This window comes from Jannaschia seohaensis, from assembly GCF_900116765.1.
Classification (GTDB): Bacteria; Pseudomonadota; Alphaproteobacteria; order Rhodobacterales; family Rhodobacteraceae; genus Jannaschia; species Jannaschia seohaensis.
Genome location: NZ_UETC01000001.1, coordinates 575,603 through 602,125 on the forward strand (window position 1 = coordinate 575,603; position 26,523 = coordinate 602,125).

15 protein-coding genes are annotated in these 26,523 nt (G+C 71.0%); 7 read left to right on the forward strand and 8 right to left on the reverse strand.

Going from position 1 to position 26,523, the window contains the following annotated elements:
• Nucleotides 1–235: 235 nt before the first annotated feature.
• Genes DTQ71_RS02785 through DTQ71_RS02795 form a run of 3 tightly spaced genes read left to right on the forward strand, consistent with a single transcriptional unit; the run spans nucleotide 236 to nucleotide 2,335 of the window.
• Nucleotides 236–1,141, forward strand: coding sequence for a LysR family transcriptional regulator (locus tag DTQ71_RS02785; RefSeq protein WP_109562746.1), 906 nt, complete (start codon nucleotides 236–238; stop codon nucleotides 1,139–1,141).
• Nucleotides 1,142–1,187: 46 nt separating this feature from the next.
• Nucleotides 1,188–1,709, forward strand: a complete 522-nt coding sequence (locus tag DTQ71_RS02790; protein ID WP_174900356.1) for a hypothetical protein — start codon at nucleotides 1,188–1,190, stop codon at nucleotides 1,707–1,709.
• Nucleotides 1,706–2,335, forward strand: coding sequence for a DUF7002 family protein (locus DTQ71_RS02795; RefSeq protein ID WP_109562747.1), 630 nt, complete (start codon nucleotides 1,706–1,708; stop codon nucleotides 2,333–2,335). The genes DTQ71_RS02790 and DTQ71_RS02795 overlap by 4 nt, the downstream gene beginning before the upstream one ends.
• Before the next feature lie 94 nt (nucleotides 2,336–2,429).
• Here DTQ71_RS02795 and zapE read toward each other — a convergent pair whose 3' ends face one another.
• From zapE to DTQ71_RS02820, 5 genes are read right to left on the reverse strand one after another with little or no spacing between them, the layout of a single operon-like run.
• Nucleotides 2,430–3,467, reverse strand: a complete 1,038-nt coding sequence (zapE, locus tag DTQ71_RS02800; RefSeq protein WP_109562748.1) for a cell division protein ZapE — start codon at nucleotides 3,465–3,467, stop codon at nucleotides 2,430–2,432.
• Between the two features lie 46 nt (nucleotides 3,468–3,513).
• Entirely contained in the window at nucleotides 3,514–4,581 is a 1,068-nt protein-coding gene (locus tag DTQ71_RS02805; protein WP_109562749.1) for an acyltransferase family protein, read from the reverse strand.
• On the reverse strand, nucleotides 4,578–5,801 hold the full coding sequence (locus tag DTQ71_RS02810) for a glycosyltransferase (RefSeq protein WP_109562750.1): 1,224 nt from the start codon (nucleotides 5,799–5,801) through the stop codon (nucleotides 4,578–4,580). Before DTQ71_RS02810 ends, DTQ71_RS02805 begins: the two co-directional genes overlap by 4 nt.
• A 44-nt stretch (nucleotides 5,802–5,845) precedes the next feature.
• Complete coding sequence (locus DTQ71_RS02815; RefSeq protein ID WP_109562751.1) at nucleotides 5,846–6,751, reverse strand: glycosyltransferase family 2 protein; 906 nt, start codon at nucleotides 6,749–6,751, stop codon at nucleotides 5,846–5,848.
• Entirely contained in the window at nucleotides 6,751–7,443 is a 693-nt protein-coding gene (locus DTQ71_RS02820; protein WP_109562752.1) for a sugar transferase, read from the reverse strand. Before DTQ71_RS02820 ends, DTQ71_RS02815 begins: the two co-directional genes overlap by 1 nt.
• 310 nt (nucleotides 7,444–7,753) lie before the next feature.
• On the opposite strand from DTQ71_RS02820, the gene DTQ71_RS02825 reads away from it, so the two are divergent.
• From DTQ71_RS02825 to DTQ71_RS02840, 4 genes are all read left to right on the forward strand, one after another.
• Nucleotides 7,754–9,226: an oligosaccharide flippase family protein gene (locus DTQ71_RS02825; protein ID WP_109562753.1), complete on the forward strand. Its 1,473-nt coding sequence runs from the start codon at nucleotides 7,754–7,756 to the stop codon at nucleotides 9,224–9,226.
• The gene (locus DTQ71_RS23340) at nucleotides 9,226–10,017 is read left to right on the forward strand and encodes a methyltransferase, TIGR04325 family (protein ID WP_170125272.1); all 792 of its coding nucleotides are present in this window, start codon (nucleotides 9,226–9,228) and stop codon (nucleotides 10,015–10,017) included. The genes DTQ71_RS02825 and DTQ71_RS23340 overlap by 1 nt, the downstream gene beginning before the upstream one ends.
• Before the next feature lie 248 nt (nucleotides 10,018–10,265).
• Nucleotides 10,266–19,772, forward strand: a complete 9,507-nt coding sequence (locus DTQ71_RS02835; RefSeq protein ID WP_109562754.1) for a non-ribosomal peptide synthetase/type I polyketide synthase — start codon at nucleotides 10,266–10,268, stop codon at nucleotides 19,770–19,772.
• Nucleotides 19,769–22,477, forward strand: coding sequence for a condensation domain-containing protein (locus DTQ71_RS02840; RefSeq protein WP_109562755.1), 2,709 nt, complete (start codon nucleotides 19,769–19,771; stop codon nucleotides 22,475–22,477). The genes DTQ71_RS02835 and DTQ71_RS02840 overlap by 4 nt, the downstream gene beginning before the upstream one ends.
• Here the strand turns inward: DTQ71_RS02840 and DTQ71_RS02845 are convergent.
• The 3 genes from DTQ71_RS02845 to DTQ71_RS02855 all read right to left on the reverse strand — a co-directional run bounded on the left by DTQ71_RS02845 (nucleotide 22,399) and on the right by DTQ71_RS02855 (nucleotide 26,484).
• Nucleotides 22,399–23,001 (reverse strand): 4'-phosphopantetheinyl transferase family protein, encoded by a 603-nt coding sequence (locus DTQ71_RS02845; RefSeq protein ID WP_109562756.1) that lies wholly within the window; start codon nucleotides 22,999–23,001, stop codon nucleotides 22,399–22,401. The two genes, DTQ71_RS02840 and DTQ71_RS02845, sit on opposite strands and share 79 nt — an antisense overlap.
• A 146-nt stretch (nucleotides 23,002–23,147) precedes the next feature.
• Complete coding sequence (locus DTQ71_RS02850; RefSeq protein WP_109562757.1) at nucleotides 23,148–24,278, reverse strand: glycosyltransferase; 1,131 nt, start codon at nucleotides 24,276–24,278, stop codon at nucleotides 23,148–23,150.
• The gene (locus DTQ71_RS02855; RefSeq protein WP_170125273.1) at nucleotides 24,271–26,484 is read right to left on the reverse strand and encodes a GumC family protein; all 2,214 of its coding nucleotides are present in this window, start codon (nucleotides 26,482–26,484) and stop codon (nucleotides 24,271–24,273) included. Before DTQ71_RS02855 ends, DTQ71_RS02850 begins: the two co-directional genes overlap by 8 nt.
• Nucleotides 26,485–26,523: the final 39 nt, after the last annotated feature.

A 26,523-nucleotide genomic window follows, 5' to 3' on the forward strand; every position in this document is an offset into this window, starting at 1 on the left:
CGGTGGCGGCGCTGGGGCCGGATCGTGCGACCGGTGTGACGCCGAAAAAGTGTCACCTAGTTGTACGGGTTAAGAATTAGTTAACTATTAACAGGTGGTTAAGGCTGCCATTTTTCGTTTCGTGCCCCGGAGAAATCTCCAAACTAACCCGGGATTGGCCCTCCCTGGGCATGGTCTCGCCCCAATCCCCCGGCAGGTTCCCCTTACGAAATTACAAGTTCCAAGGGTCAACTGCATGGATCGTCTGTCAGAGATGGAAGCTTTCGCCACGGTCGTCGACCAGGGGGGCTTCACCGATGCCGCCAAGAAGCTCGGCATCTCCAAATCGGCCGTGTCCAAGCACGTGTCTTCCCTTGAGACGCGGCTCGGTGCTCGCCTCCTCAACCGCACCACGCGCCGGGTCAGTCCGACCGAGATCGGGCTCGCCTATTACGACCGGGCCCGGCGCGTTCTCAACGATGCGGGCGAGGCCGATGCTCTGGTCACCGCGATGCAATCGGCCCCCTCGGGTGTGCTGCGGGTCTCCGTGGCGACGGATTTCGGCGTCAACCATCTGAGTCCGATCCTGGGCGGCTTCCTGCACGAATTTCCCGAGATCACCGTGAACATGGTGCTCAACAACCGCTATGTAGAGCTCATCTCCGAAGGCTTCGACCTCGCCGTGCGCATCGGCGATCTGGAGGACAGCTCGCTCAGGGCCCGCAAGCTGGCCGAGACCCATAAGCAGATGATCGCCTCCCCCGAATATCTGGAGGAATACGGCCGCCCCCAGCGCATCGACGACCTGAATGAGCACAAGCTTCTGCATTACTCCAACCAGGCCAACGGTTCGGTCTGGAAGCTGACCGCGCCCTCGGGCGAGAAGCGTCAGGTGCGCTCCGCCGGGTGGCTGACGGTGAATGACGGGCAGAGCCTGCTGACCGCGGCCTGCAATGGCCTGGGCATCGCGTTCCTGCCCGATTTTCTCTACGCCGACGCGATGAAGGAAGGGAAGCTGGTCCCCGCGATCGAGGGCATGGCGCCCGAGGTGCAGGGCATCTACGCCGTTTACCCGCCGGGCCGCTACACCCAGCCCAAGGTCCGCGCCTTCATCGACTTCCTGGTCGAGAGCTTCCGCGACAAAGGGCCCGACAACTGGTGACCGGCCCCGGCTTGCGCCGCGGGGGTGCAGCCGGGATAACCGCCCCATGATCCGCTTGCTGATGATCTGCGCCGCCCTTGCCGGCCCGGCCCATTCGGCCACCTACGGCTTTTGCTGGCGGGGGGCCAACGACTACCGGCTGGAGGGCTATATCTCCTATCCCGACGACTTCCCTGGGCGCATCGTGACCCAGGACGACGTCACGGGGTTCGGGATCGTCGGCTGGCGCGGCGACACCTATCTCGGCCGCTGGTCCCTCAAGGAGCTGACGCCGGAGACCAGCTGGGTTCTCCGCTTCGACACAAGGGCGCTGGCCTTCCCGACCGGCGGAGATCGTCTGCTCGGCACCTATCAGGCCTGGAACGCGAATGGGCGCGTGGACGATTGCGGCGACCCTGGCTTTGGCTTCAATGGCGGAAATGTGGGCCAGGACGTTTGCGTGAACGGGCGCTACATCGCCGCCAGCACCATCGACCCGACCACGCCGCTGCGCATCGCCGCCAACCCGGCGGACCCTTGCGGCCCCGCGCCGATGTCCGCGCTTCCGGGGGCGCGCCGCCACGGATGACGCCCGAAGCCTTCGCGGCCCGCCATCCCCGCCTGTGGCGCCTGTCCTCCGTCGGCTCGCTGGAGGGGATCCGCAGGCATGGCCTGCTCTGCGCGCGCAGCCTCGCAGCGCGGGCAGGGCATGATCTGGCGGACGCGCCCCGCCCCGAGGCGCTGGCGCTCCGCCTGCCCTGTGGCGCGCCCGTCCGCATCACCGACAATTCGCCCCTGAGCGCGGCCAAGCTGGCCCGGGTGCTCGATGACGGCCTGACGGTGGCGGATTGGATGGCGATGCTGAACGCGCGCGTCTTCTTCTGGCCCGAGCGGAGCCTTGGCACGGGCAATCGCGATGCCCGCGCCCGGCTTGGCTACCGCAGCGAATGGCACGTCTTCGACACCCTCCGCCTGCTGGCGCCCGTCTGGGACCGGGCGGAGATCGCCCCCTTCAACACCGGCGCTACGATTCACCAGCCCCCGCGCCGGGGCCGGGCCAGCTTCGCGCCTCTCGGGGGCCTGGACTACGAGACGTGGCGCCGCACGCGCCGCGCCCAAGGCGCGGTCAAGGGCCTCGATACCGTCAAGGAGGTCACCGTCCGCGGCGATCTGCCCCATGCCGCCGATGCCCTGACCGAGATCGCCCGGGCCTGACGGTCCCCTCTTCTTCTGGCCGGAAATACTCCGGGGGGAGTCGCCCTTGGGCGACGGGGGGCAGGGCCCCCCTCCCGCCCTCGCCTCCCGCGCCTCACGCGCCCCAATCAGCGCTCTGCATCTCCCGCAGGCGCGAGGCGGTACGCGCGAATTCGAAGACGCCGCCCGATGACAGCGCCTCCGGCTCCGCCTCCGCCGAGACGATCAGCTTGACCCGCGCCTCGTAGAGCGCGTCGATCAGGGTGATGAAGCGCCGCGCCTCGTTGCCATGGGCGCGGTCCAGCACGGGCACGTCCGTCAGGATCAGCACCCGAACCGCGCGGGCCAGCGCGAGATAGTCCCCCGCCCCGAGCGGCTTGCCGCAAAGCTCCTTGAAGGAGGCCCGCGCCACCCCCGAGGAGAAATCCTCGAGCCGCAGATCGCGCCCCTTCACCCGCAGCGTCAGCCCCTCGGAGCGCCCGTCCGTCAGCGACTCCCACAACTCGTCCAGCGCGCCGCCGCCGACGAAATAGACCGGCGCTCCGGCCAGCCGGTCCTGCCGATGGTCGCGCGGGCTCTCCAGGTGGTGAACGATCATCCGCGTCTTCACCATCTCGATGAAGGGCAGGAAGAGCGTCCGGTTCAGCCCGTTGAGATAGAGATCGTCCGGCGGCCGGTTGGAGGTGGTGACCACGCGCACGCCCCCGGCGAAGAGTTTTTCGAACAGCCGCCCGACGATCATCGCGTCGGCGATATCGGTGATCTGCATCTCGTCGAAGCAGAGAACGCGGATCTCCTTGATGACGCCGTCGGCGAAAGGCGCCAGCGCGTCGCGGGTGCCGCGGGCGCGGGCCTCGTGCATGGCCTCGTGCAGCTCCTGCATGAAGGCGTGGAAATGGACGCGGCGGGACGGGACGGGCGATGTCTCGTGAAAGAGGTCCATCAGCATCGATTTGCCGCGTCCGACACCGCCCCAGAGATAGGCGCCCATCGGATCCTCGGCAGGTTTCGCGCGGCCGAATAGGCTGCGCTTGGTCCCTTCCGCTAGCTTTGCGCGTACCGCCTCCAGCGGTTTGATGGCGGCGGCTTGGGCGGGGTCGGGGATGAGCGTGCCGTCCTTCAGGCGCGCGGCGTAGGTTTCTTCCAGGGTCATACCGGCACCGATAGGACGCGGCGCGGCGCGGCGCCAGCCTCCCGCGTCAGGCCGGAGCGCTGGCGCGGGGCAGGGCCGCGCGGAGGCGGCGGCCCAATGGCTGCTCCACCCGCTCGGTCAGGAAGATCGACAGCAGAACGATCCCGGCCTGAACGGCCAGCATGGCGGCGATCCCCAGGCCGGTGCCCAGCGCGCCCAGCGTGCTCAGCGCGGCCAGCACCGCGAGACCGAGATTCTGGTGCAGCAGGTAATAGGCATAAGAGGCCCGCCCGATCCGCGTCACGGGCCGGGCCGAGAGCACGGGCAAGGGACGCCGCGTCAGACAGGCCAGCGTGGTCAGCGCGATCAGCGCCAGCAGCGCGCCGAGATGGGCCGAGTCCTCGGGCGCATAGATCAGCGCCTGCATCGCGCCAAGCAGGAACAGCGCGAGCGGGCCGGGCTCGATCCCCTGGCTGCGCATCGCGGCCAGGGCGATGCCGAGGGTGAAGAAGGGCTGGAACTCGGTGAAGAGCAGGCCCGACAGCGCGTGGTCCGCCCCCAGCCGCGCCTGGATCACGGCGCAGACCAGAACGAACGCGGTCCAGGCCAGCAGGAACCGCCGCCGGGCCAGCCAGAACAGGAGCGCGGCGACGCCGTAGAACCGGACCTCGACCCAAAGCGACCAATAGGCCCCGTCCAGCCATTCCAGGCCGGGCAGGCCCAGCGCGCGGCCGACATGCTCCGGCGGCAGGAAGAGCAGGCTGACGGCATATTCGACCGGCCCGCGGACCAACTCCGCTGGACCCAGAAGAGAGGTCGCCACGAAGGTGAGCGTCCCGCAGATCAAGAGCGTCGGCCAAAGGCGCAGCAGACGCCGCGCGGCGAAGTCCAGGGCGGAGGCGCTGCGCTCCAGGCTGAAGGCGATGACGAAGCCCGAGACGACGAAGAACATCGACACGCCGAGATGGCCCAGATCCGCGAAGGGGATCCAGGCCAGCGCCTCGCCATAGGGAACCAGGTCGTCGCCCCGGCCCGCAGGCGTCCAGAACACGGCATAGTGGTAGAGCGCGACCCAGAGGATTGCGAGGGTGCGGACACCGTCCACGGCGTCCAGGCGGTCGGTCTGGGCGCTCATCGCGCGGCCGCCAGGGCCGCGTCATAGAGGCCCGAAAGCTGGTCGATCCAGGCCCCGGGGGTCTGGGCGATCAGGCCCTCCCCGGCGAAGCCCGCGCGGCTCATAGCTTCGATCTCGTCGTCGGGGCGGTCCATGAAGGCAAGCAGGTCGCGCGCCAGCGAGTCCGGGCCGCTCACGTCCACTGCGGTGCCGAGGCCCGCTGCGACAACGTCCGGCGCCAGCAGCGCCGCGCGTGAGATCGCAACCGGCAGTCCCGAGAGGCTGGCTTCCGCGCCGACCAAGCCGAAGGGTTCGGCGAATCGGGATGGCATGACGAGCGCCCGGCAATCGGCCACGGCGGCGGCGATCTCGTCGCGGGGCGTCCAGCCCGCGAACTCCACCTCGGGATAGGCGCGCGTCAGCTCCTTGCGGTTCTCCGCCGAGCCGATCACCCGCAGCGGCAGCCCGGCGCGCCGCGCCGCTTCGCAGAGCAGCGCCACGCCTTTGCCCACCTCCAGCCGTCCGACATAGGCCAGCCGACGGTTCGTCTCGGCGGGGATGCGGGTCTCGCTCCAGCGCTCGACGGGGTTGCGGACGGTGCGGATCGCGGCCTCCGGCAGACCGCCGCGCGCCAGGCTGTCGCGCATGCCGGGATGGATCTGGAGCACGCCCGCCCAGTCGCGCCCGGCCAAGCCCCGCCGCACCTGCATCTGCCGCATGCTGCGCCACGTCTTTTGCGCGCGGGACCGGCGGTCGCAATTGGTCGCCAGACAGCTGGCCGACATCGGCACGCGGGCGCATTCCTCCCGGCGCTGATAGTCGAAATAGGCGCCGTTCGGGCAGGCCAGGAAGTAGTCATGGGCGTGCAGGAACGTGTGCGCGGCGACCGGGGCAAGGGCATCGAAGACCGAGGGCGACAGGATCTGCGCCCAGCCATGCAGGTGATAGACCGTGTCCGGCCCGTCGATCTCGGCGATGGCGCGGGCCAAGCCGTCGCGCTTGGCCGCATCGTAGAGACCGCGCCGCGCGGCGTGAAATTTGCCGCGCTTCAGAAGCGCCGTGCCCCCCAGCGCGACGACCTGAACGCCCTGCGCCGCCAAGGCGCCGTCATCGCCTCCATCCCCGCAGATATAGGTGACGCGGTGACCCCGCATCCGCAGCATCCGCGCCGAGAGCAGCGCGAGCCCCGTCGCCCCCCCGCGCGCCACGCTCGCGTCGTTGATGACGACGACATGGGGCATCGGCTGGGCCTCCGGCAGGCCGGGTTGGGGGCGCAGGGGAACGGTCAAAGGTCGAGGATCCGACGCGGAGACAGCCGCCCCCGCGCGAGATCCGCCAGAGCGGTCAGATTCCCGCGCAGTCGCCCGACCCGGTCGACCCAGGGCTCGGGCCAAGGGGCGCGGAGGAGATTGGCCATCATGTTGCGCGACATCAGTCGCAGGGCGCGGCGCGGAGACATGGTCCCCTTGCGGATGAGGTAAATCGGGTTGGCCAGCTGAGAATAACCCAGAGGCACCCCGCGTGACCGCCCCTTTTTCGTGCCGAGGTGAACGCCGAAGACGCTGTCGCAGCGCAGGATCTCGCCATAGCGCGCCATGTTCCGGCTGAAATCCACGTCCTCCAGCCAGCCATAGAGCGGCAGATCGGTGTCGAACCGGACGCCGTGACGGGCGGCCGTCTTCATGCGCAGCGCCATGTTGCAGCCATAGGCGTTATAGACCGGGGCGCAGCCGCCCATATCATCGGGCGGGGTCAGCATCTCCATGCCGCGGGCATGGTCCAGGCCGGGGCCGAGGATGCCGTCGGCCATGACGCGCCCGGTCGCCATGACGACGTCGGGGCGGGTTCCGAAAAGCCGGCGCAGCGCGCTGACCGACCCGTCGCCGAGCAGGTAATCGTCGTCGAGAAACAGAATGATCGCGTCCTCGGGGGCGGCGTCGAGAACCGCGTTCCGCTGCGCGCACAGGCCCTTGGGTCCGGACAGCACCCGCAGCGGGATCGTCAGCAGCGCCGAAAATTCGGCGGCGAGGGCCTCGGGCGCGGCGACCTCCTCTTCGGCGACCGAGAGCCAGACGGCGTCGGGCTGGTCGCTGAGGCTTGCGATCTGTGCCAGCGTCTGCTCCAGAACCGGGCCGCGCCCGGCAGAGGCGATCGCCAGCAGGATCGGCGGCTTGGCAGGGTCCGCCATCATCAACAGGCCCCCGACCCGCGGAGGACCACGAGCGGCGTGCGCAGGATGATACGGAGATCGCCCAAGAAGCTCCGTGTCGCGACATAGGCCATGTCCAGCCGGACGCGGTCGGAGAATTCGAGCCCGCTCCGCCCGCTCACTTGCCACAGGCCGGTCACGCCGGGGCGCACCGACATGTAGGCCGCGGCGTTCGCCCCATAGCCGCCGAGCTCTTCGGCGGTGATCGGGCGGGGGCCGACGAGGCTCATGTCGCCGCGCAGCACGTTGAGGAATTGCGGCAGCTCGTCGATGCTCAGCTTGCGGAGCAACCCGCCGAAGGGCAGCACCCGGGGGTCATGGCGCAGCTTGCGATGCGACTCCCATTCCCGGCGCGCCACCGGATCAGAGGCCAGCAGCGTCTGCAACCGGTCCTCGGCATCCCGCACCATGGTCCGGAACTTCAGGCAATGAAAAACCCGCCCGTATCGGCCAACCCGGGCATGTCCGAAGAAAATCGGCCGGCCATCGGAGATGAGGATCGCGACCGCCACGGTCGCCATGAGAGGGAACAGGATCAGAAGGGCGATCACCGCGACCAGGCGGTCGAAAAACGACTTCCATAAATCTCCCCAAAGGCCGCCACGAGCGAGGGCACGCGTTCCCAGGTCCGGCGCGAACAACTCGGCCGGTTCGGTAGAAGAACCATACTGCATATCACTCGGAAAGGCCGCGAGGCCCTCCCCCCATAGTTACTAATCTAACATTGTCCGGCAGAGACAAGGTCTATAGGGCAAGAAATACCACGCGGCCTAACCTTCGGTAAACTGGGATATTAACCGGCAGCAAAGAAAGAAACGGCCCTATTCGTGACGAATTCTTCTGCCATAGGAAAATTGTGGCGATAGCCCGAACAATAGGTATCTCGTTGCCCGAGGATGGCCACAAGATTCCCGCGGTGCCGCCACAAACTGATTCTCGTTCCGCCGCATTCCGGCGCCGCAGCATGGAAGGACGCTGACTGCAATGACCAAGGAGACCGGCTCCGTCCCTCTGTTGGGGGCTGGCGCGCTCTCGGCGGCGGAGCGGGTCGTGGCGCAGGTCTGCCAATTCGCGATCTTCGTGATCGCCGCCCGCGCGCTCGGCCCGGCGGAGTTCGGCGTCTTCGCGCTGGTCTCGGCCTGCGCGATCCTGCTGATGCGCGCGGCCGAGGTCGGCTGGGCGCCCTATATCATGTGCTGGTCGGGCGACGCCTCGGTGCCGCGGCAGGTTCTGGGGCTGGCGGTGCTGTCGGGCGTCCTGGCCGGGGCGCTGGGTTTCCTGGGCGCGTTCCTGGGCGGCGTGTTCGGCCTGGAGGTGGCGACTGTCACCCTGGCGGAGCTCTTCGCGCTCTGGGTCGTGCTGGCGACCGTCTCGTCCGCGCAGAAGGGAATGATGGTCTGGATGCAGCGGCTTCGTTCCTCCGCCGTCTGTGAGATCTCGGGCGAGTTGATGGGTCTCGCCGTGGCGCTGGGCGCGCTTTGGTCCGGCTGGGGCGTGTTGGCGCTGGTCTTCGGCCGGCTGGCCTATCAGACCACCCATCTGACGCTGAGCTTCACGGTGACGCGGCTCTTGCCCGATTTCCGGGTCCGGCTGTCGCAGATGGGCGCGCTGGTGGACTTCTCGCGCGACTTCTTCTTCAGTCGGATGCTGTCCAACACCCGCCTCTATGTCGCGACTTTTATCGTCGGCGGCGCGTTGGGGCCGACCGAGGTCGGCTATCTGCGCGTCGCGGAGCGTCTCGTGGGCGCGGTGGGCGAGGTGATCGCGGTCCCGGCGCAATTGCTGGGCTGGGCGGCGTTCAAGCGCGCCCGCGACGTCGGCGACCCGGAGGTCGCCCGCACCCGCGTGGGGGACGGGCTGGCCGTGTTCCAACGGCTCGCCTGGGCGATCTCGGTCCCGCTCTTCGTCTGGCTCATGGTGACGAGCGACATCCTGGTCGCGGGCCTGCTGAGCGAGGAATGGTTGCCTGCGGTGCCGCTGATCGTCCTGCTGGCGTTGGCGCGCCTCCTGGGGACGTTCGGCCTGGCGACGGAGCCGCTGATGTCGATCCTGGGCGAATCGCGGGTTCTACCGCGCCTGTCGCTGCTGCTGCTCGTCACCAACACGATCGCGGCGCTGGCGGCGGTGCCGTTCGGCCTCTACGCGGTGGCCTGGGCGCAGTTGGGCGTCTCGGTGCTGTTGCTTGTCGTGACTCTGCGGATCTTCGATCGCCATGCGGGCGTGACGCCGATGCGGGTGCTGCGCGACCTCGCCGGGCTTGCGCCGCCGCTCGCCCTGGGCGTCGCGGCGCTGCTGGTGGTGGACTGGGCGTTGCGGACGCAGGCGGGGTTGCCGCCGCTGGTGCAGACGGTGGTTTCGGGCCTGGTTGCCGGGGGCGTCTATGCCGGGGCTTTGGCCCTGCTCGCGCCCCGCGTCCTGCGGGAGCTGTCCGGCCGCGGCCAGCCAGCGGCGGCGTAATGCGCGCGGCGTTGGGGCGGGCCCTGCGGACCGGAGGGCTGGCCGGGGCGGCGATCTTGGCGCGGGCGCGGGTCCGGCTGGGCCTGGCCCCGCGCTTCTCTGGCGTCTGGGACACGAGAGAGGCGGCGCTTGCCGCGCTGCCCGCCGCCGAGGCCCGGGGCTATGACGACCCGGACATCGCCGAGGTGTCATTCGAGGCGATGTGCAACCGGGAGGTCTGGGACTACCCCGTTCTCCACTGGCTCTCTCGCTGGCTGCCGGATGCGCCGCGGCTGCTGGACGCGGGCGGCCACATGGGCACCAAGCGCATCGCCTTGGGGGCGCTGCTGCCGCTGGAGGGCGTCACCTGGACCGTGCTCGACACCCCCGGGATCGTGACCGCCGCGCGGGCCGCGCAGGCGGCGGGGCGGATCCCGGCCGACCTCTCCTTTGTCGACGCGCCCGAGCGCGCGCCCGAGACCGACCTGCTGCTGGCGTCCGGCCTGATGCAATATGTCGACCGCTCCCTGACGGAGGTGATCGCCGCGCTGCCCGCCCCCCCGCGGCACCTGCTGCTCAACAAGGTCGCGCTGCGCGACGGCCCGCAGATCGTCACCCATGAGCGGCTGGACGCCGTCCGCGTGCCCTACCGCATTCGCGCCCGCGCCGATTGGCAGGCGGAGTTGGATCGGCTCGGATACGACCTGGTCGACACGTGGCGCATTCCCGATCTGTCCCACCGCATTCCGACTCACCCCTGGCTGGGTATGAGTCAGAGTTGGGGCTTCGCGCTGACGCAACGGCAGAAGTGATGAGACAATAGGGCGGATCGGGGTGTAATCTTGCAGAATCAATGGCGAATGCCATGGAATCGCCTTGTTTTGGGTTGCGCCCGGCATACCGTGATCGCGCCTGTTCCGTAGTATGGTCCTGTTTAACTGCCAGAGGCGAGCAACAGCCGGAGGGAAGGTCGTATTGATCCGGACCCCGCGCCGGCGCTTTCGAAGGTTTCGGTCATGGTTCTGGCGCGCATTTTCGTTTTGCCCTCCCGGTGCCCGCGATGAGCGGGGTGCCCGACGCGGCGCTGCGGGACGGCCTCTTCGCTGGCATCGCCGCGCAGGCTGCGCGCCGCCCAGAGGCGGTGGCGGTCCATGGCGCGCCCGCGCGCCGCTATGGCGAACTCGTTCTGTCCGCCCGGCGTATCGCCGGGCAGCTCGCTGCGGCCGGGGTCGCGCCGGGCGATCATGTGGCCCTGTGGGGCGCGCGGTCGGCCGAGGCCATCGAGGGCCTGCTCGGCATCCTCGCCGCCGGGGCCGTCGCGGTGCCGCTGGACCCGAGCTTCGCCGCCGAACGGATCGGCGCGATCGTCGCCGACGCCAAGCCCCGGGCCCTGCTGGCCCCCGCTCCGGCGCGGGCGGAGGCCCTGCGCATCGCCGACTGCCCCGTGATCTCACCCGGCGACGGCCCCGCGCTCCCGCCCGTCTCCCGCGCGCGGGAGGATCCCGCGCTGATCCTCTATACCTCCGGCTCCACCGGGCGGCCCAAGGGCGTGGTGCTGCCCCATCGCGCCCTCGTCGGGTTTGAGCATGGGCCGGGCGATCTGGCGGTAACGGCGGAGGACAGGGTCCTACATGTCTCGACCCCCGCCTGTGACGGGGCCATCGAAGAGACGCTGACGCCGCTGCTGCGCGGGGCGTCCATCGCCGTGGTGCCGGCCGGGCTCGCGTCGGCCTCGGCCGTGGCCGAGACCATCGCGGCGCATCGCGTCACCGTGGCGACGCTCTATACGGGGCTGCTGCACCTGCTGATCGACCACCGGGTCGACGGATTCGCCGGGGTCCGGCTGGTCATGGCCGGGGGCGAGGCGATGGACCCGGCGCGCGCCCGCGCGCTGCTGGCTGCGCATCCCGGCCTTGTCCTCGTCAACGAATACGGGCCGACCGAGACCTGCTGCGTCAGTCTCGCCCACCGTGTCACGCCCGAGGATCTGGCCGCCGACGCGCCCCTCCCCATTGGCCGCCCGCTGGCCGGGGAGGAGGTCGTTCTGCTCGACCCCGATCTGGCTCCGGTCCCCGAGGGCGCCATAGGCCAGATCGCCATCGGCGGCAGCGGTCTGGCGCTCGGCTATTTGGGGCGTCCCAAGAAGACGGCCGAGGCCTTCATCCCCGACCCGCGCCCCGGCCGGAACGGCCGCCTCTACCTGACCGGCGATCTGGGCCGCGCCCGCGCCGATGGCGTGCTGGAGTTCCACGGCCGCGTCGACCGGCAGGTCAAGCTGGCCGGCCGCCGGGTCGAACTCGACGGCATCGAGGCCGCCTTGCGCGCCGCCCCCGCGGTCGCGGATGCGGTGGTCGAGAAATGGGGCGACGGTCTCGTGGCTTTCGTGGTGCCGGCGACCGACGGCGACCTGCCCGCGCTGCTGCGCGCGCAGACCCAGGCCGCCGATATCCACCCCCATGTCTTTCCCCGCCGGATCGAGGCGCGCGATGTCTTCCCGCTACGGCCGAACGGCAAGGTGGACCGCGATGCGCTGCGCGCGTCCCTCGCGGCGATCGAGACCGGCCCGGCCCCGGCGGCGGGCAATCTGCGCGCCACCGTCGCCGGCATCTGGCAGGAGATCCTGGGCACGCGCCCCGCTCCGGCCGACCGATTCTTCGATCTGGGCGGCACTTCGCTGCAACTGATCGAGGCCCATGCCCGCATCGAAGCCGCGCTGGATCGCCGCTTCGACGTCGCGGCGATGTTCGACCATCCGTCCCTGGGCGGGCTCTGCGACTTTCTGGCGGGCGCCGATAGGGCCGCCCCCGCCGCGACCACCCGCAGGACCGAAGAGGCCATCGCCATCGTCGGCCTTGCCGCCCGGCTGCCCGGCTTGCCCGATCTCGACGCCTTCTGGCAGGCGACGCTGGAGGGCCGGGACAGCATCACCCGCTTCGCCCCCGAGGAACTGGAGGACGGCTTCGACGCCGAGACCCGCGCCCGCCCCGACTTCGTCGCCGCGCGCCCGATCCTGTCGGATGTCGACCTTTTCGATGCCAGGCATTTCGGCATGACCCCGCGCGAGGCCGCGCGCACCGATCCCCAGGCCCGGATCTTCCTGGAGCTTTGCGCCCAGGCGCTGGACCACGCGGGGCTGGACCCGACGCGCCCACCGGGCCGGGTCGGCGTCTATTCCGGCGCCTCCATGTCGACCTATCTGCTGGAAAACCTGCTGGCCGGGCCGGGCGCCCTGCGCGACTTCACCAGCCAGTTCCAGATCGACTACACCAACCTCGCGGGCAATGGCGGCGACGACATCCCCGCGCGCGTGGCGCAGAAGCTGGGCCTGACCGGCCCGGCGGTCAGCATCACCACCGCCTGCTCCACCGGCCTTGCCACCGTCATCGCGGCTTGCGACGCGCTGCGGGCGGGCCGCATCGGCGCGGCGCTGGCGGGGGGCGTCTCGATCACCTTCCCGCAGAAGCGCGGCTATCTCGGGGCCGAGGGCGGCATGGTCTCGCTCGACGGCACCTGCCGGCCCTTCGACGCCCGCGCCAATGGCACGATCTTCGGCGACGGCGCGGGGGTGGTCGTGCTCAAGCGCCTCTCGGACGCGGAGCGGGACGGCGACACGATCCATGCGGTGATCCGCGGCACGGGGCAGTCCAATGATGGCGGGCGGGGCATGTCCTTCACCGCGCCTTCAGCCATCGGCCAGTCGGAGGCCATCGCCGAGGCGCTGGCCGATGCGGGGCTGACCGGCGACGATATCGGCTATGTCGAGTGCCACGGCACTGCCACGCCCCTGGGCGATCCGGTCGAGATCGCGGGGCTCAGGCGCGCCTTCGCCGGCGCCACCGCGCCCTGCGCGCTGGGGGCGGTGAAGGGCAATCTCGGCCATCTGGACGCGGCGGCGGGGATCGCGGGGCTGATCAAGGCGGTGCTGGTGCTCAAGCACGGCACCGTGCCGCCGATCGCCCATCACCGCTCCGCCAACCCCCAGATCGATCTGAGCGGCACGGGCTTCCACCTGCCGACCGCGCCCGCGCCCTGGACGGGGCCGGAGCCGCGCCGCGCCGGGGTCAGCGCCTTCGGCGTGGGCGGCTCCAACGCCCATGTCGTGCTGGAGCAGGCCCCCGCGCGCGCCGCGCCCGCGCCGCTGGCCGCGCCGGTCGTTCTGCCGCTCTCGGCCAAGACGCCCGAGGCGCTCAAGACCATGGGCGCGGAACTGGCCGACCTTCTGGAGTGCCCGGACGCGCCCGCCCTGGCCGATGTCGCCCACACGTTGCAGAGCGGCCGCCGCGCCTGGGATCTGCGCGGCGGGGTCATGGCGCGCGACGTGGCCGAGGCGGCCCGCGCCTTGCGCCGCATCCGCCCGGGCGCGCCTGTGGATGAGGCCCCGCGCCTCGTCTTCCTGATGCCGGGGCAGGGGGCGCAGTTCCCCGGGATGGGCCGGGCCGTGACCGATCCGGTCTTTGCCGAGTTCGTGGAGCGCGGGCTTGCCGCGTTGCCCTCTGAGGTCGCGGATGACCTCCGACCGCTGTTGTTCGGGGACCCCGAGGCCGAGGATCAGGCCAAGGCCCTGGCGCAGACCCGGCTGGCGCAGCCCGCGCTCCTTCTGGTCGAGGTGGCGGCCGCCGAGATGTGGCGCGCCCGGGGCGTGACGCCCGATCTGCTGATCGGCCATTCGGTGGGTGAGATCGCAGCGGCCGTCATCGCGGGCGTGATGTCTTTCGAGGACGCCCTCCGCCTCGTCACCGAGCGCGGCGCGCTGATGCAGGCGCAGCCGTCAGGCGGCATGCTGGCCGTGACTGCACCCATGGACGTTCTCGCGGCGCATTTGACGCCGGAGCTGGATCTGGCGGCGAAGAACGCGCCCGAGCAGCAGGTCGTGGCGGGCCCGCCCGATGCCCTGGACGCGCTGACCGCGCGGCTGGAGGCCGCAGGCTATTCGTCGCGCCGGCTGAGCAGCAGCCACGCCTTCCATTCGTGCATGATGGACCCGATCGTGCCCGCGCTGCGCCGGGTCGCGGCGTCGCTGACGCTGCGCGCGCCCCGGATCCCGCTGATCTCGACCGTCACCGGCCGCCCGATGACCGAGGCGGACGCGACCGATCCCGAGTATTGGGCCGGTCAGGCCCGCGCCTGCGTCGACTTCACCGGCGCGCTTGCCACCTTGGGTGCGGTGCCCTCGGTCCTGTTGGAGGCCGGCCCGGGCCGGACCCTGTCGGCGCTGGCGCCGCAGAGCCTGGCATCGGAGGCCGTACGGGACGTCATCCCCAGCCTGCCCGACGCGGCCCGTGCCGCCGAAGGCGACGCGATCCCGGCCCAGGCCGCCCTGCGCCTGTGGCGCGCGGGGGTCGCGGTCGATCTGTCGGCGGGCTTGCCCGCCGGCGCCGGAAAAGTCCCTTTGCCCAGCTATCCCTTTGCCCGCATCCGCTGCTGGATCGACGCGCCCCGGCCGCGGGCCGCGGCCGCCCCCGTTGCGCCCGTCATTCCCGGCGCGTCGGCGCTGCCGCCCCTGCCGCTGGCCGCGTCTCAGACCGTTTTTACAGGTGATCCCATGTCCTCTGCCCGCACCGTCCTGCCCGACGTCATGGACCTCGTCGCCGAGATGTCCGGCCTCGATCTCACGCTTGAGGAGGCGGGGACCAGTTTTCTGGAGCTCGGGCTCGACTCGCTATTCCTGGGCCAGCTCACGCAGGAGGTGGGCAAGCAGTTCAAGGTGCGGTTCGGCTTCCGGCGGCTGACTTCGGATCTGGGCACGCCGCAGGCACTGGCCGACTTCATCCTGGCGGAAAACCCCGACGCCGCCCCCCAGTCCGCGCCCGCCGCAGCCGCCCCGGCCTCCGCCGCCCAGCCCGTGTCGCCCGCGTCCGTGCTGGCGGAGACGCCCGCCCTGAGCGGTGACGTCGCCGCGGTGATGCAGGCGCAGATGCAGACCATGCAGGCCCTGTTCGCCCAGCAACTCGCCGCCTTGGGCAGGATGCCGGCGCAAGCGCCCGCTCCGGCGCCCACCGCTCAGGCCCCGGTCGCTGCCGCCCCGGCGCAAGCCGCCGCGCCCGAGACCGACGCCGAGGCTCCGGCCCCGAAACCCGAGGTCAAGCGCCGCGCCAAGATGCAGTCCAACGCGGACCTGACCCCCGCGCAGAAGGTCTTCGCCCGCGACCTCGCCCGCCGCTATTCCGAGTGTTTTCCGTCGTCCAAGGCCTACACCGACAGGCACCGCCCGGTCCTGGCCGACCCCCGCGCCGCCGCCGGCTTCCATCCCGACTGGAAGGAGCTGGCCTTCCCCATCGTGGCCGACCGCGCCAAGGGCGCCTATATCCACGACCTCGACGGCCATGCCATCATCGACCTGGTGAACGGCTTCGGCCAAACCGCCTTCGGCCACGCGCCCGACTTCGTCGGCGCGGCCGTGGCGAAGCAGCTGGAGAAGGGATATGCCATCGGCCCCCAGGCCGAGCGTGCGGGTCCTCTGGCCGAGCGCTTCGCCAAGGCGGTCGGTCATGAGCGCGTCACTTTCTGCAACACCGGCACCGAAGCCGTCATCGCCGCCTGCCGCATCGCGCGCACCGCGACGGGGCGCGACAAGGTGGTGCTCTTCGACAAGTCCTATCACGGCCAGCATGACGAGGTGCTGGCCAAGCCGGGTAAGGGCGCCGCCGCGCTGCCCTCGGTTCCCGGCATTCCCCGGGGCGCGATGGGGAACGTGGTGATGCTGGGCTATGACGACCCGGCGGCGCTCGACTGGATCGCCGCCAATACCGACGAGATCGCCGCCGTGCTGATCGAGCCGGTCCGCTCCCGCTACCCGGCCTCGCGCCCCGAAGCCTTCGTGCGCCGTCTCAAGGAGTTGACCCGCGACAGCGGCGCGGCGCTCATCATCGATGAGGTCGTCACCGGCTTCCGCACCGGCCCGCGCGGGATGCAGGGCGTCTGGGGCATCCAGGGCGACATCGCCGTCTATGGCAAGGTCGTCGGCGGCGGCATGCCCATCGGCGTGGTCGCGGGCGATGCCCGCTTCATGGACGCGCTGGACGGCGGCAGCTGGTCTTTCGGCGACGATAGCCGCCCCGAAGCCATGCCCACCTTCGTCGCGGGCACCTTCGTGCGCCACCCGCTTGTGCTGGCCGCCGTCGAGGCGGTGCTGGACGAGTTGGAGCGGAACGGGGACGCGCTGTTCGTTGAGGCCCCCGCGCGGCTCGCGGACATGGCCGCGCGGATGCGCGCCGCGCTGGCCGCGCGCGGCCTGCCGGACATGATCGAGGACTATTCGACCTGGCTCTATGTTGACGCCTCCGACCGGGATCCGCGCGCGACGCTGCTCTATCCGCTGATGCGGCTGCGGGACGTGCATGTCATGGACGGGTTCTGCTGGTTCCTGACGACCGAGCACGGCACGGCCGAGATCGATCATGTCGTCCGCGCCTTCGAGGAATCGCTCGACGAGTTGCTATCGGTCGGCATCCTCGCCGACGAGCGTGCGGCCGACGCCCCGCCCCTGCCTCGACGCGAGGCGGCGCCCGCGCCGCTGCTGCCCGGACAGCGCGAGATCTGGATGCGGCATCAGCTTGGGGGGCTGGCCGCCGCGTCCTTCAACGAGAGCGGGACGCTCTGGATCGACGGGCTGCTGGACCGCGCGGCGCTGCAAGCGGCGCTGGACGAGCTGGTGGCGCGGCGCGACGCGCTGCGCGCCCGGTTCGCGCGGGATGGCAGCGGGTTCCGCGTGGCCGATCCCGAAACGGTGCCTCTGGAGGTCCACGAGGACGCCGACGAGACGGCGCTCGCCGCCTATATCGCCCAGGACGCCGCGACGCCCTTCGATCTGACCCAGGGCGCGCCCTTCCGCGTGGCGCTATTCCGCCTCGCCCCGGAGCGGCATTCCCTGGTCCTGACCGCCCATCACATCGTGCTGGACGGCTGGTCCTTCGGGCTGGTCGTCGACGATCTCTCGGCGCTCTATGCCGCCGCCGCCCAGGGCCGCGATGCCGCGCTGGAGCCGGCGCCCAGCCTTGCCGACCATGCGCGCGCGGCTCCGGTCGCGCCCAAGTCCCATGCCGCCTATTGGCGCCGCGTCTATGCCGAGCTGCCCGCGCCCGTGGACCTGCCCGCCGACCGCCCGCGCCGCCCCGCCGCCGACCGGCCCGGCGCCACCATCGTCCACGAGATGCCGATGGAGGTGATCGAGGGGCTGAAGGCGGTGGGCGCCAGGAACAGCTGCACCCTGTTCTCCGCCGCCTTCGCCGGAATGCAACTGCTGGTGCATCGCCTGACCGGCGCCTCCGATATCGTGCTGGGCGTCCCCACCGCCACGCAACAGAGCACCGCCGACCCGGACCTCGTGGGCCATCTCGTCAACTTCCTGCCGATCCGCGCGGGGCTGGACCCGGCGGCCTCCGTCGCCGACCATCTGCGCGCGCTGTCGGCCCGGGTGGGCGAGGCGCTGGAGCATGACGGGCTGACCTTCGGCGAGATCCTGACGCTGGCCGAGGTGCCGCGCAGCCTGGACCGCACGCCGCTCACCTCCATCGAGTTCAACTTGGAGCAGGCGGGCGCGACCGAGTGGCATGGGGCGACGGCCCGGTTCGAGACGAACCCCAAGGCCGCCGTGACCTTCGATCTGTTCTTCAACCTCGTCACCGACGAACGCGGCCTGCGCGTCGAGGCGCATTACGCCAGCGACCTGTTCGACGCCGCCACGATCCGTGCCTGGGCCGCTGCCTATGAGTGCCTGCTGCGCGCCATGGCCGCCGATCCGGCGGCCACGCTCACGGCCCTGCCGTTGCCCGACGCGGCGGAGGCCCCCGCCCCGACCGAGGGCGGCGCCCCCCTGCCTGAGCGGCTGGAGCAGGTGGCCCGCGACCGGGCGGACGCCCCGGCCGTCACCGGCCCGGATGACACGCTGACCCATGCGCAGCTATGGGCGCGCAGCGGCGCCTACGCCGCCGCGCTCCAGGCGCGCACGCGCCCCGGCGATCGGGTCGCGATCTGCCTGCCGCGCGGCGCCGACCTGATCGCGGCCACGCTGGGCGTGCTGCGCGCGGGCTGTGCTTTCGTGCCGCTCGACCCGGGTCAGCCCGACATGCGTCTCCACAAGATCCTGGAAGATGCCGATCCGGCCCTGGTGCTGACCGATACCTGCGCGCGCTTCGACCGCGCCATTCTCTCGCCCGAGGACGTGTCCGGCACGCCGCGCTTCGTCGCGCTGAGCAAGGATGCCCCGGCCTATGTCATCTACACCTCCGGCTCGACCGGGACGCCCAAGGGCGTGGAGGTGCCTCATGGCGCGCTGACGAACCTGCTCGACAGCATGATCGCCGCGCCGGGGCTGAGCGCCGAGAGCAAGCTGCTCTCCGTCACCACGCCCGCCTTCGACATCTCCATCCTGGAGATGTTCGGTCCGCTCCTGGCCGGGGGACAGGTGGAAGTCGCGCCCGCCGAAATGGTGCTGGACGCCTTCAAGCTGGCGGATCGGCTGCGGCGGGGCGACGTGACCCATATGCAGGCCACGCCGACGCTTTGGGCGATGCTCGACATCGCGGGTTGGACCCCGCCCGAAGACTTCCAGGCCTGGGCCGGGGGCGAGCCGCTGGCCCCCGACCTCGCCGACCGGCTGATGTCGCAGGGCGCGGCGCTCTGGAACCTCTACGGGCCGACCGAGACCACGATCTGGTCCGCCGCCAAGCGCCTGACCCCCGGCGCGGCCATCACCATCGGCGACCCGGTCGCCCGGACCGAGCTGCACGTGTTGGACGCGGCGGGCCGGCCCTGTCCGGTGGGTGTCGAGGGCGAGCTGAATATCGGCGGCGCGGGCCTGGCGCTGGGCTATGCCGGGCAGCCGGAGCGCACCGCCGAGGCCTTCCGCAGGGTCGAGATCGGCGGCATGGCGCGCCGGCTCTATGCCACCGGCGATCTCGCCCGTCGCCGGGCCGATGGCGAGATCGAGATCCTGGGCCGCCGCGATGGGCAGATCAAGCTGCGCGGCTATCGCATCGACCTGGGCGAGATCGAGGCCGCCCTGCGCGCCCAGCCCGGGGTCACCGGCGCCGCCGTCGCGCTCCACACGCGCGAGGGCGGGGACAAGCAGCTGGTCGGCTACGTGACGGGCGACGCGCCCGAGGGCCTCGCCCTGGCCGAGGCGCTGCGTGCTCTGCTTCCCGATTACATGGTGCCGACGGCCTGGATGCGTCTCGACGCCCTGCCGCAGACGCAGAATGGCAAGCTGGACCGCAAGGCCCTGCCCGCGCCGGAACCGGCCCCCACCGGGACCTTGGCGGGAACGCCCCTGGCGCCCGGGACCGAGACGCGGCTCGCCGCGATCTGGTCCGAGGTGCTGGGCCGCGAGGTGGCCGACGCGACCGCCACGCTGTTGCAATTGGGCGCCGACAGCCTGTCGATCTTCCGCCTCGCCGCGCGGCTCCTGTCGGACGGCTACGAGATCGAGGCGCGGCATCTGTTCGAGCATCCCACGATCCGCGACCTCGCCGCCTTCCACGACGCGCGCGACCCGGCGGCCGCCCCCGCGCGGCCCAAGCTCAGCGACTTCCGCCGCGGCGCGCGCCGTTCGGGGAGCGCCGCGTCATGAGCGTGCGCGACCCCCAGGCCGATCCCGTTCTGGCCGAATTTCCGCTGAGCGCCGGGCAGACCCGCTGCTGGATCATCGACCGCGCCAATCCGGGCACGATCACGCTGAACGTCGCCGTCCGCTGGGAGGTGACGGGCCCGCTGCGCGAAGCCGAGTTGGAGCAGGCGTTCCGCCAGGTGATCGCCCGGCACGAAATCCTGCGCACCGCCTTCGCCGAAACGGAGAGCGGCCCGGTCCAGCGCGTCCATGCCAGCGCGCCGTTCCAGCTGTCGCTGGTGGACCTGCGCCGGGTGCCCGCGGAGGATCAGATGGCCCGGGTCGACGCCATCGCGCGCGAGACCGCGGCGGAACCCTTCGACCTGTCCAAGCCCGGCCTGATCCGCGCAACGCTGGTCCGCCTCGCGGCGGAGCGGGCGATCCTGTGCTTCTGCGTGCATCAGAACTGTTTCGACGGCTTCTCGATCCGGGTCCTCGGCCGAGAGATCGGGGCGGCGCTGACCGGCATGCCCCTGCCTGAGCCCGAACTGCAATATGGCGACTTCACGCTCTGGCAGCGAGAGATGCTGGAGGCGACCGGCGACCAGGATCTCGCCTACTGGACCGAAACCCTGGCCGGGATGCCCTATTTCGAGATGCCGCCCGACCATCCCCGCCCGGCCCGCTCCGGCGGGGAAGCGGGAATCGTGGCGCGCGACCTGCCCGAAGGGTTCGGCCCCGCCCTGGCCGAGGCGGCGCGCAAGGCGGGCGTGTCGCCCTTCACCCTGGGCTGCGCCGTCTTCGGCGCGGCGCTGCACCGGATCACCGGCGCCACGGATCTCGCCTTCGGCACCCAGATCGCGGGCCGCATGGATACGGAATTGGAGCCGCTGATCGGCATCTTCATCAACAACCTCGCCCTGCGGCAGCGGCCCGCGCCCGCCGCGACCCTGGCCGAGCACATCGCCTCGCTGCGCCCCGTCATCGAGGGCGCGCTGATCCATCAGACCCTGCCGTTCAACCGGCTGGTCGAAGCGTTGAACCCGCCGCGCGACCCGGCCCGCACGCCGCTGATTTCGATCAACTTCAACCTCCAATCGGTCTTCATGGAGACACGCCGCTATGGCGAGGTCGAGATGCGGTCGATGGCCAGCCACGCGCCGGGCGTCCTCTACGACCTGGACCTCGCGGTGATGGAGCGGCCCTCGGGCTGGCAGATCGTGCTGGAATACGCCGCGCCCCTCTTCGAGCGGGAGACGGCGCAGGCGATCCTGGACACGGTGGTGGCGGCCTTCGACATGGCCCTGTCGGCGCCCGAGACGCGGCTGGCGGACCTGCCGCTCCACGGCGCGCCACGGCTCGTGGGGGAGGCCATGACCGTCTCCGGCCCCCTGGCGGAGATCGAGACGGCGCTGGCGGCGCATCCTTCGGTGGCCGAGGCGGTTGCGGTGGCGGACGGGGACGGGGCGTTCGGCTTCGTCACGCCCGCCGCGACCGGGACCTTCCCGCTGGAGCGGTTGCCCGAGGCGCTGCTCTCCGACTTGGGCGAGCCGCGTTTGACCGGGGTCAGCGTGCTGGCCGCGCTGCCCCGCACGCAATCGGGCGCGCCCGACCGCGCCGCGCTGCGCGTGCCTGCCCGGCGCGCCGCCGTCGCGGTGCCCGACGCGCGCATGGCCGAGACGCTGGCGGTGCTGCGGGCCGACTGGGCGGAGCTTCTGGGCGTCGCGGAGGTGCCCGCGACAGGGCATTTCTTCGACCTCGGCGGGCATTCCCTGCTGGTGTTGCGCTTGCTCGCCCGCTTGCGGGACCGCTGGGGCGTCGCCATCGACCTGCCGGAGCTCTACGAGGCGCCGGTGCTGAGCGACTTCGCCGCCCTGGTCGCCGCCCGCCGGGGCGCGGCGCCGACGGCCACGCCGCGCGACGACGGGCTGATGCGGCTCAAGCGCGACGGGGCGGGCACGCCCTTTACCGCCGTCAACAACGCGGCGACGGCGACGGCGCTCTCGACCCTGCCGGGCTTCGACCGGCCGGTGGCCTGCATCCGGCTTCCCGCCGACGCGCCGCCCCTGGCCGAGGACACGCCCTTCGAGGCGGTGGCGCGCAGCTATGCCGACCAGATGCGCGCGTTGCAGCCCGAGGGGCCGTATCTGCTCTATGGAAATTGCGTGCACGGCAACCTCGCGCTGGAAACGGCGCGGGTGCTCCACGATCAGGGGGCGCGGGTCGCGGTCGCGATGAAGGACGTCTGGGAGCCGGGTTATGTCGCGGGCTTCGCCCATGACGCGGGGCTCGCCCGTCAGGACCGGCGCCACTCTCTGCGGCTGCGGCTGCGCTATTGGCGCGAGGGAGAGATGAGCACCGCCGCCCTGCTGGGCAGCTACGGCATCTTTCACCGGACCGGCCTGTTGCGGGCGCTCAGAGCGCTGCGCCTCGTGGGCCATGCCAACCGGACCGACCTGGAAGCGGCGCAGGAGGCGTTCATCCTGACGATGTCGCGGGCGCGCGACCGCTACCGCCCGGCGCCGGTCGATTTCCCGGTGCTGCATATCGTCACCGATGCCACGCCCCGTGGCGGGCGGTTCTCTCCCTCGATCGGGTGGGAGGCCGTGATCGGCCCGGACCACCTGACCACGGTGCATCTGGACCGGGTCTATGTCTCCCGGTCGAAACGGATCGGAGTGGAGGAGATGGCCGCCGAGATCGAAGCCTTCGCAGGCGCGCAAACCTGAACCGCCAGATCGGCCGGGGCCTCGGCCACGCCGACATCCAGCGGCGCGCCGCGGGCCGCCACCGCGCCCACCATCCCGCCGGGCAGGGCCAGATCTGTGAGCTGCCACGGCCCCGGCGGTCCGATCTCGCAGCGGGTCACGCGGGCCGGGGCGCCGGGGGTCAGGGTCACGTCGAACCGGTCGAGCGGCGCGCCCATGCCGAGGCCCAGCGCCTTGACCACCGCCTCCTTGCGCGTCCAGCAGCGGAAGAAGCCCCCGCGCCACATCTCGGGCGGCAGCGCGCTGAGTTCCGCCTGTTCGGCGGCGGAGAAAAAGCGCTCCGCCACCGCCTCCTCGACCGGGCGCGGGGCTTCGATATCGACGCCCAGCGGGCGGTCGGAATGGACGGCAAGGCAGGCGATCCCGCCGGAATGGCTGAGGTTGAATTCCGGCCCGCCCGCCAGGCGGGGCTTGCCGGCTTTACCCGTCTCGAAACTGAGCGCGGCGGGAGAACAGCCACGCCAGCGGGCCAGCACCTCTCGCATCTTGCCGCGCCCGACCCGATAGGCATCGCCCAGGCCGGGGCGGGCGTAGCGGGCCGCGCGAGCGGCCTCTTCTGCGGAGAGGGACGCGGCCAGGCGCGCGACCTCGCCCGGGGGCGCGTCCAGACGCCAGAGATAGAGCCGGACGGTCAGGCCAGCCCCGCGGGCAGCATCGCGCGGATACCGGACTGGAACGCGGCTTCGGAGAAGCCCTGCGCATGGGCCACCAGCCGGGCCGGGTCTACGTCCCAGAGCCGCTCCGCCTCGAACCGCTCCACCGCCGCGACCAGCGCATCGACCGACTGCTCGGGGAACAGCAGGCCGGTCTCGCCATCGACCACCGTGTCGAGCGCGCCGCCTCGCCCATAGGCGATCACGGGACGGCCGGAGGCCATCGCCTCGACCGGGACGATCCCGAAATCTTCCTCGCCCGGGAAGATCAGGGCGCGGCAGCGGGCGAGATGGTCCTTCAGCACGGGAAAGGGGGCGCGGCCGAGAAAGGTGACGTTGGGCGTGGCGCGGGCCTTCAGCGCCGCCACCGTCTTGTCCGGCCCGCCGATCACGACCAGGGGCAGGCCGAGCCGCCCGAACGCCTCGACCGCCATGTCGGGGCGCTTGTAGGGCGCGAGTTCGCCGGCCCAGAGATAGAACTCCTCGGGGCCGCCGGGCGCGGGCGCGAAATCCTCGACGGCCACGGGCGGGTGCACGACGGTGGAGGGGCGGCGCCAATATTTCTCGATCCGCGCGGCGACATGGCCCGAATTGGCGGCGAAGGCATCGACCCGCGCCGCCGAGGTCACGTCCCATTGCCGCAGCCCATGGGCGAAGACCGACATGGCGGCGCGCTGCGCCGGGCCGGTGCCGTCGCGATAGGTGTGATACTGATCCCAAAGGTACCGCATCGGCGAATGGCAATAGCACAGGTGGAACGCGTCGGGCGGCGCGATAACGCCCTTGGCCGGCCCCGCCTCGGACGAGATCACCAGATCGTAGCCGGTCAGGTCCACCGCCTCCAGCGCGCGGGGCATCAGCGGTAGATAGGCTTGGTAGAGGCGGCGTGCGGCGGGCAGGCGGCCGATCCAGGTTTCGCGGATGCGGTGGGCCGTGAGCGTATCGGACAGCGCCGAGGGGTCAGCCACATGGGTGACGATGTCGGCCTCGGGGAACATACGACATAGCGATTCGAGCACCTTTTCGCCGCCGCGCATCTTCGTCAGCCAGTAATGCACCAGCGCGATGCGCGGGCGGCGGCGGGTCGGGCCGGGGGCGGTGTCAGGCATAGCCGTAGCTGAAGAGATAGCCGTCGGGCACATGCTCCAGATCGGCGCGGGTCATCACGACGCCTTCCAGGTTCGCGTCATGGGCGGCCAGGACGGACATGCAGCGGCGGACCGCCGATTCCTGCGTCTGGTCGTGGCGGATCAGCAGCACGCATTGGTCCACCGCCCGGGCGATCACCGCGCCATCCGGCGCTTGCAGCAAGGCGGGCGTGTTGACCAGGACGACGTCGTAGATGTCTTTCAGGTCGTCGAGAAGCTGCGACAGGCTGCCCATGCGCAGCGCGTCGGTCGCCCGCGCGCCGGGACGGCCCGCCGTCACCACGTCGAAATCCAAATCCTCGGAGGAATAGATCGCCTCCTCCAGGCTGCACTCCCCGCGCAGCACGTCGCCCACGCCCGCGCGGCGGCCCAGCCCGAATTCCCGCGCGAGCGTGTCCTGACGCAGGTCCATGTCGACCACGACGACATGCTCGTCGGCGAGGCCCGCGAGGCGGGCCAGCAGGATCGTCGCGGTCGTCTTGCCATCGCCCGAAAGCGGCGAGACCAGCGCGATGGACCGCGAGAGCGCATCCGGCGCGCCGGCGTTCAGATGGTTGCGCAGGGCGCGCACCGCCTCGGCGGTATGTCCGATCGGGTTGCAGACGATCTCGTCGACGGCGGCTTGCAGCCCGTCGAACCTGGTCTCGGGCAGGACGCTGACGACGGGCAGGCCGGTGGCGCGCTCGACGTCGTCGGGGTCGTGGAAGGTGCGGGTGGCGAGACGGCGCATCAGAACGATGGCAAAGCCCAGTCCGGCCCCGGCGAACAGCGCCATGATCGACAGCAGCTTGGGACGCGGCGACGCAGGCGAGCCGGGGATCGTTGCGCGCTCGATCACGCGGGCATCGGGGGATTGGAACTGCTCCTGGGTGCGGGTCTCGGCCACGCGGGTCAGGAGTTCCTTGTAGACGTCGCGCACGGCTTCCGTCTCGCGCTCCAGCTGGCGCAGGCCGATGGTGGAGCGGGAGGCATCGAGATAGCGCGCCTCGACGTCTTCGAGGGCGGCCTCCATCGTCTCCTCGCGGACGCGGGCGATCCGTGCCTCGTTGCGCTGGGCGTCCAGCGCCCGGGCGACCTCGATCTCCATCGAGCGGTCGACATCGCCGAGACGGGCCAGGATCTTGCGCCGCTCCGGATGGGTGTCGGGATAGCCCTGACGGGCCCATTCGGCATCTTGCGCTTCGAGCTCCAGCCGCCGGGCGTTCAACTCCACGATGTTGTCGGAGGTGACCATGTTGATCAGCGCGATGGCGCCGCCGGTCTCGACGAGGCGCTGCATTTCCTCGAACCGCGTCTCGGCTGCGACGCGCTCGATGCGGGCCTGGACCAGCTCGTCGTTGAGCGAAATCAGCCGCTGGGAGAGGATGTCGATGCTGGAGCCGTTATCGGCGATGGTGGAGGCGCGGTAGTCTTCCACCGCCTGCTCGGCGGCTTCGACCTGTTGGCGCAGGTCGGCGATGCGCGCTTCGATGCGGGCGGTCGCTTCGGTCGCGGTCTGCTGGCGGCCCTCGACCTGCTGGGCGATGTAGCGCTCCACCAGGGTTCCGGCGACCGTCGCGGAGAGAACGGGATCGTGCGTCTCGGCATAGACTGAGATGATGTAGGCATCGCCATCGCGCCAGACATCCGTGGCCTGACGCAGCGCCCAGACGAGGGCGTCCATGCGCGCGGCTTCGGACATCTCCCGCTCTTCCTCGGACAGTTCGGGCTCCGGGCCCCCGATCCCGATCGCGTCGAGGATGCGCCGGGGCAAGGAGGGCGGCTGCTGCGAGGGCAGGAGCAATTCCAGCAGGTCGGGCCGGTCGGCGCCGATGGTCCGGGCCACATCCTCCAGAAGGACGTTGGAGCGCAGGATGGATATCTCGGAGGCGACGACCTCGCTGGAGAGGTCCAGATCGGCCACGACCTGCTCATCCTTGACGAGCGTCCCCTCGCGCGGGTCGAGCAGCACCTTGGCGATGGAGCCGTAGACCGGCGTCATTTGCGAGACGATCAGATAGGTCAGGACCGCACAGATCAGCGCCGAGGTCAGGATGATCCAGCGCCCGGACCAGATCCCTGCCAGGACATCGCGCGGGTCGATTCCGTCAAGGCCTTCGTTGCCTTGGGGCACGAAGCGGGACAGCGGACCGGGCCGGACGTCGAAATCGGCGACCTCGTGGGTCATCTGGCTCCTCTCGTGGGACGGGCGCGCGGCATGCCGCGC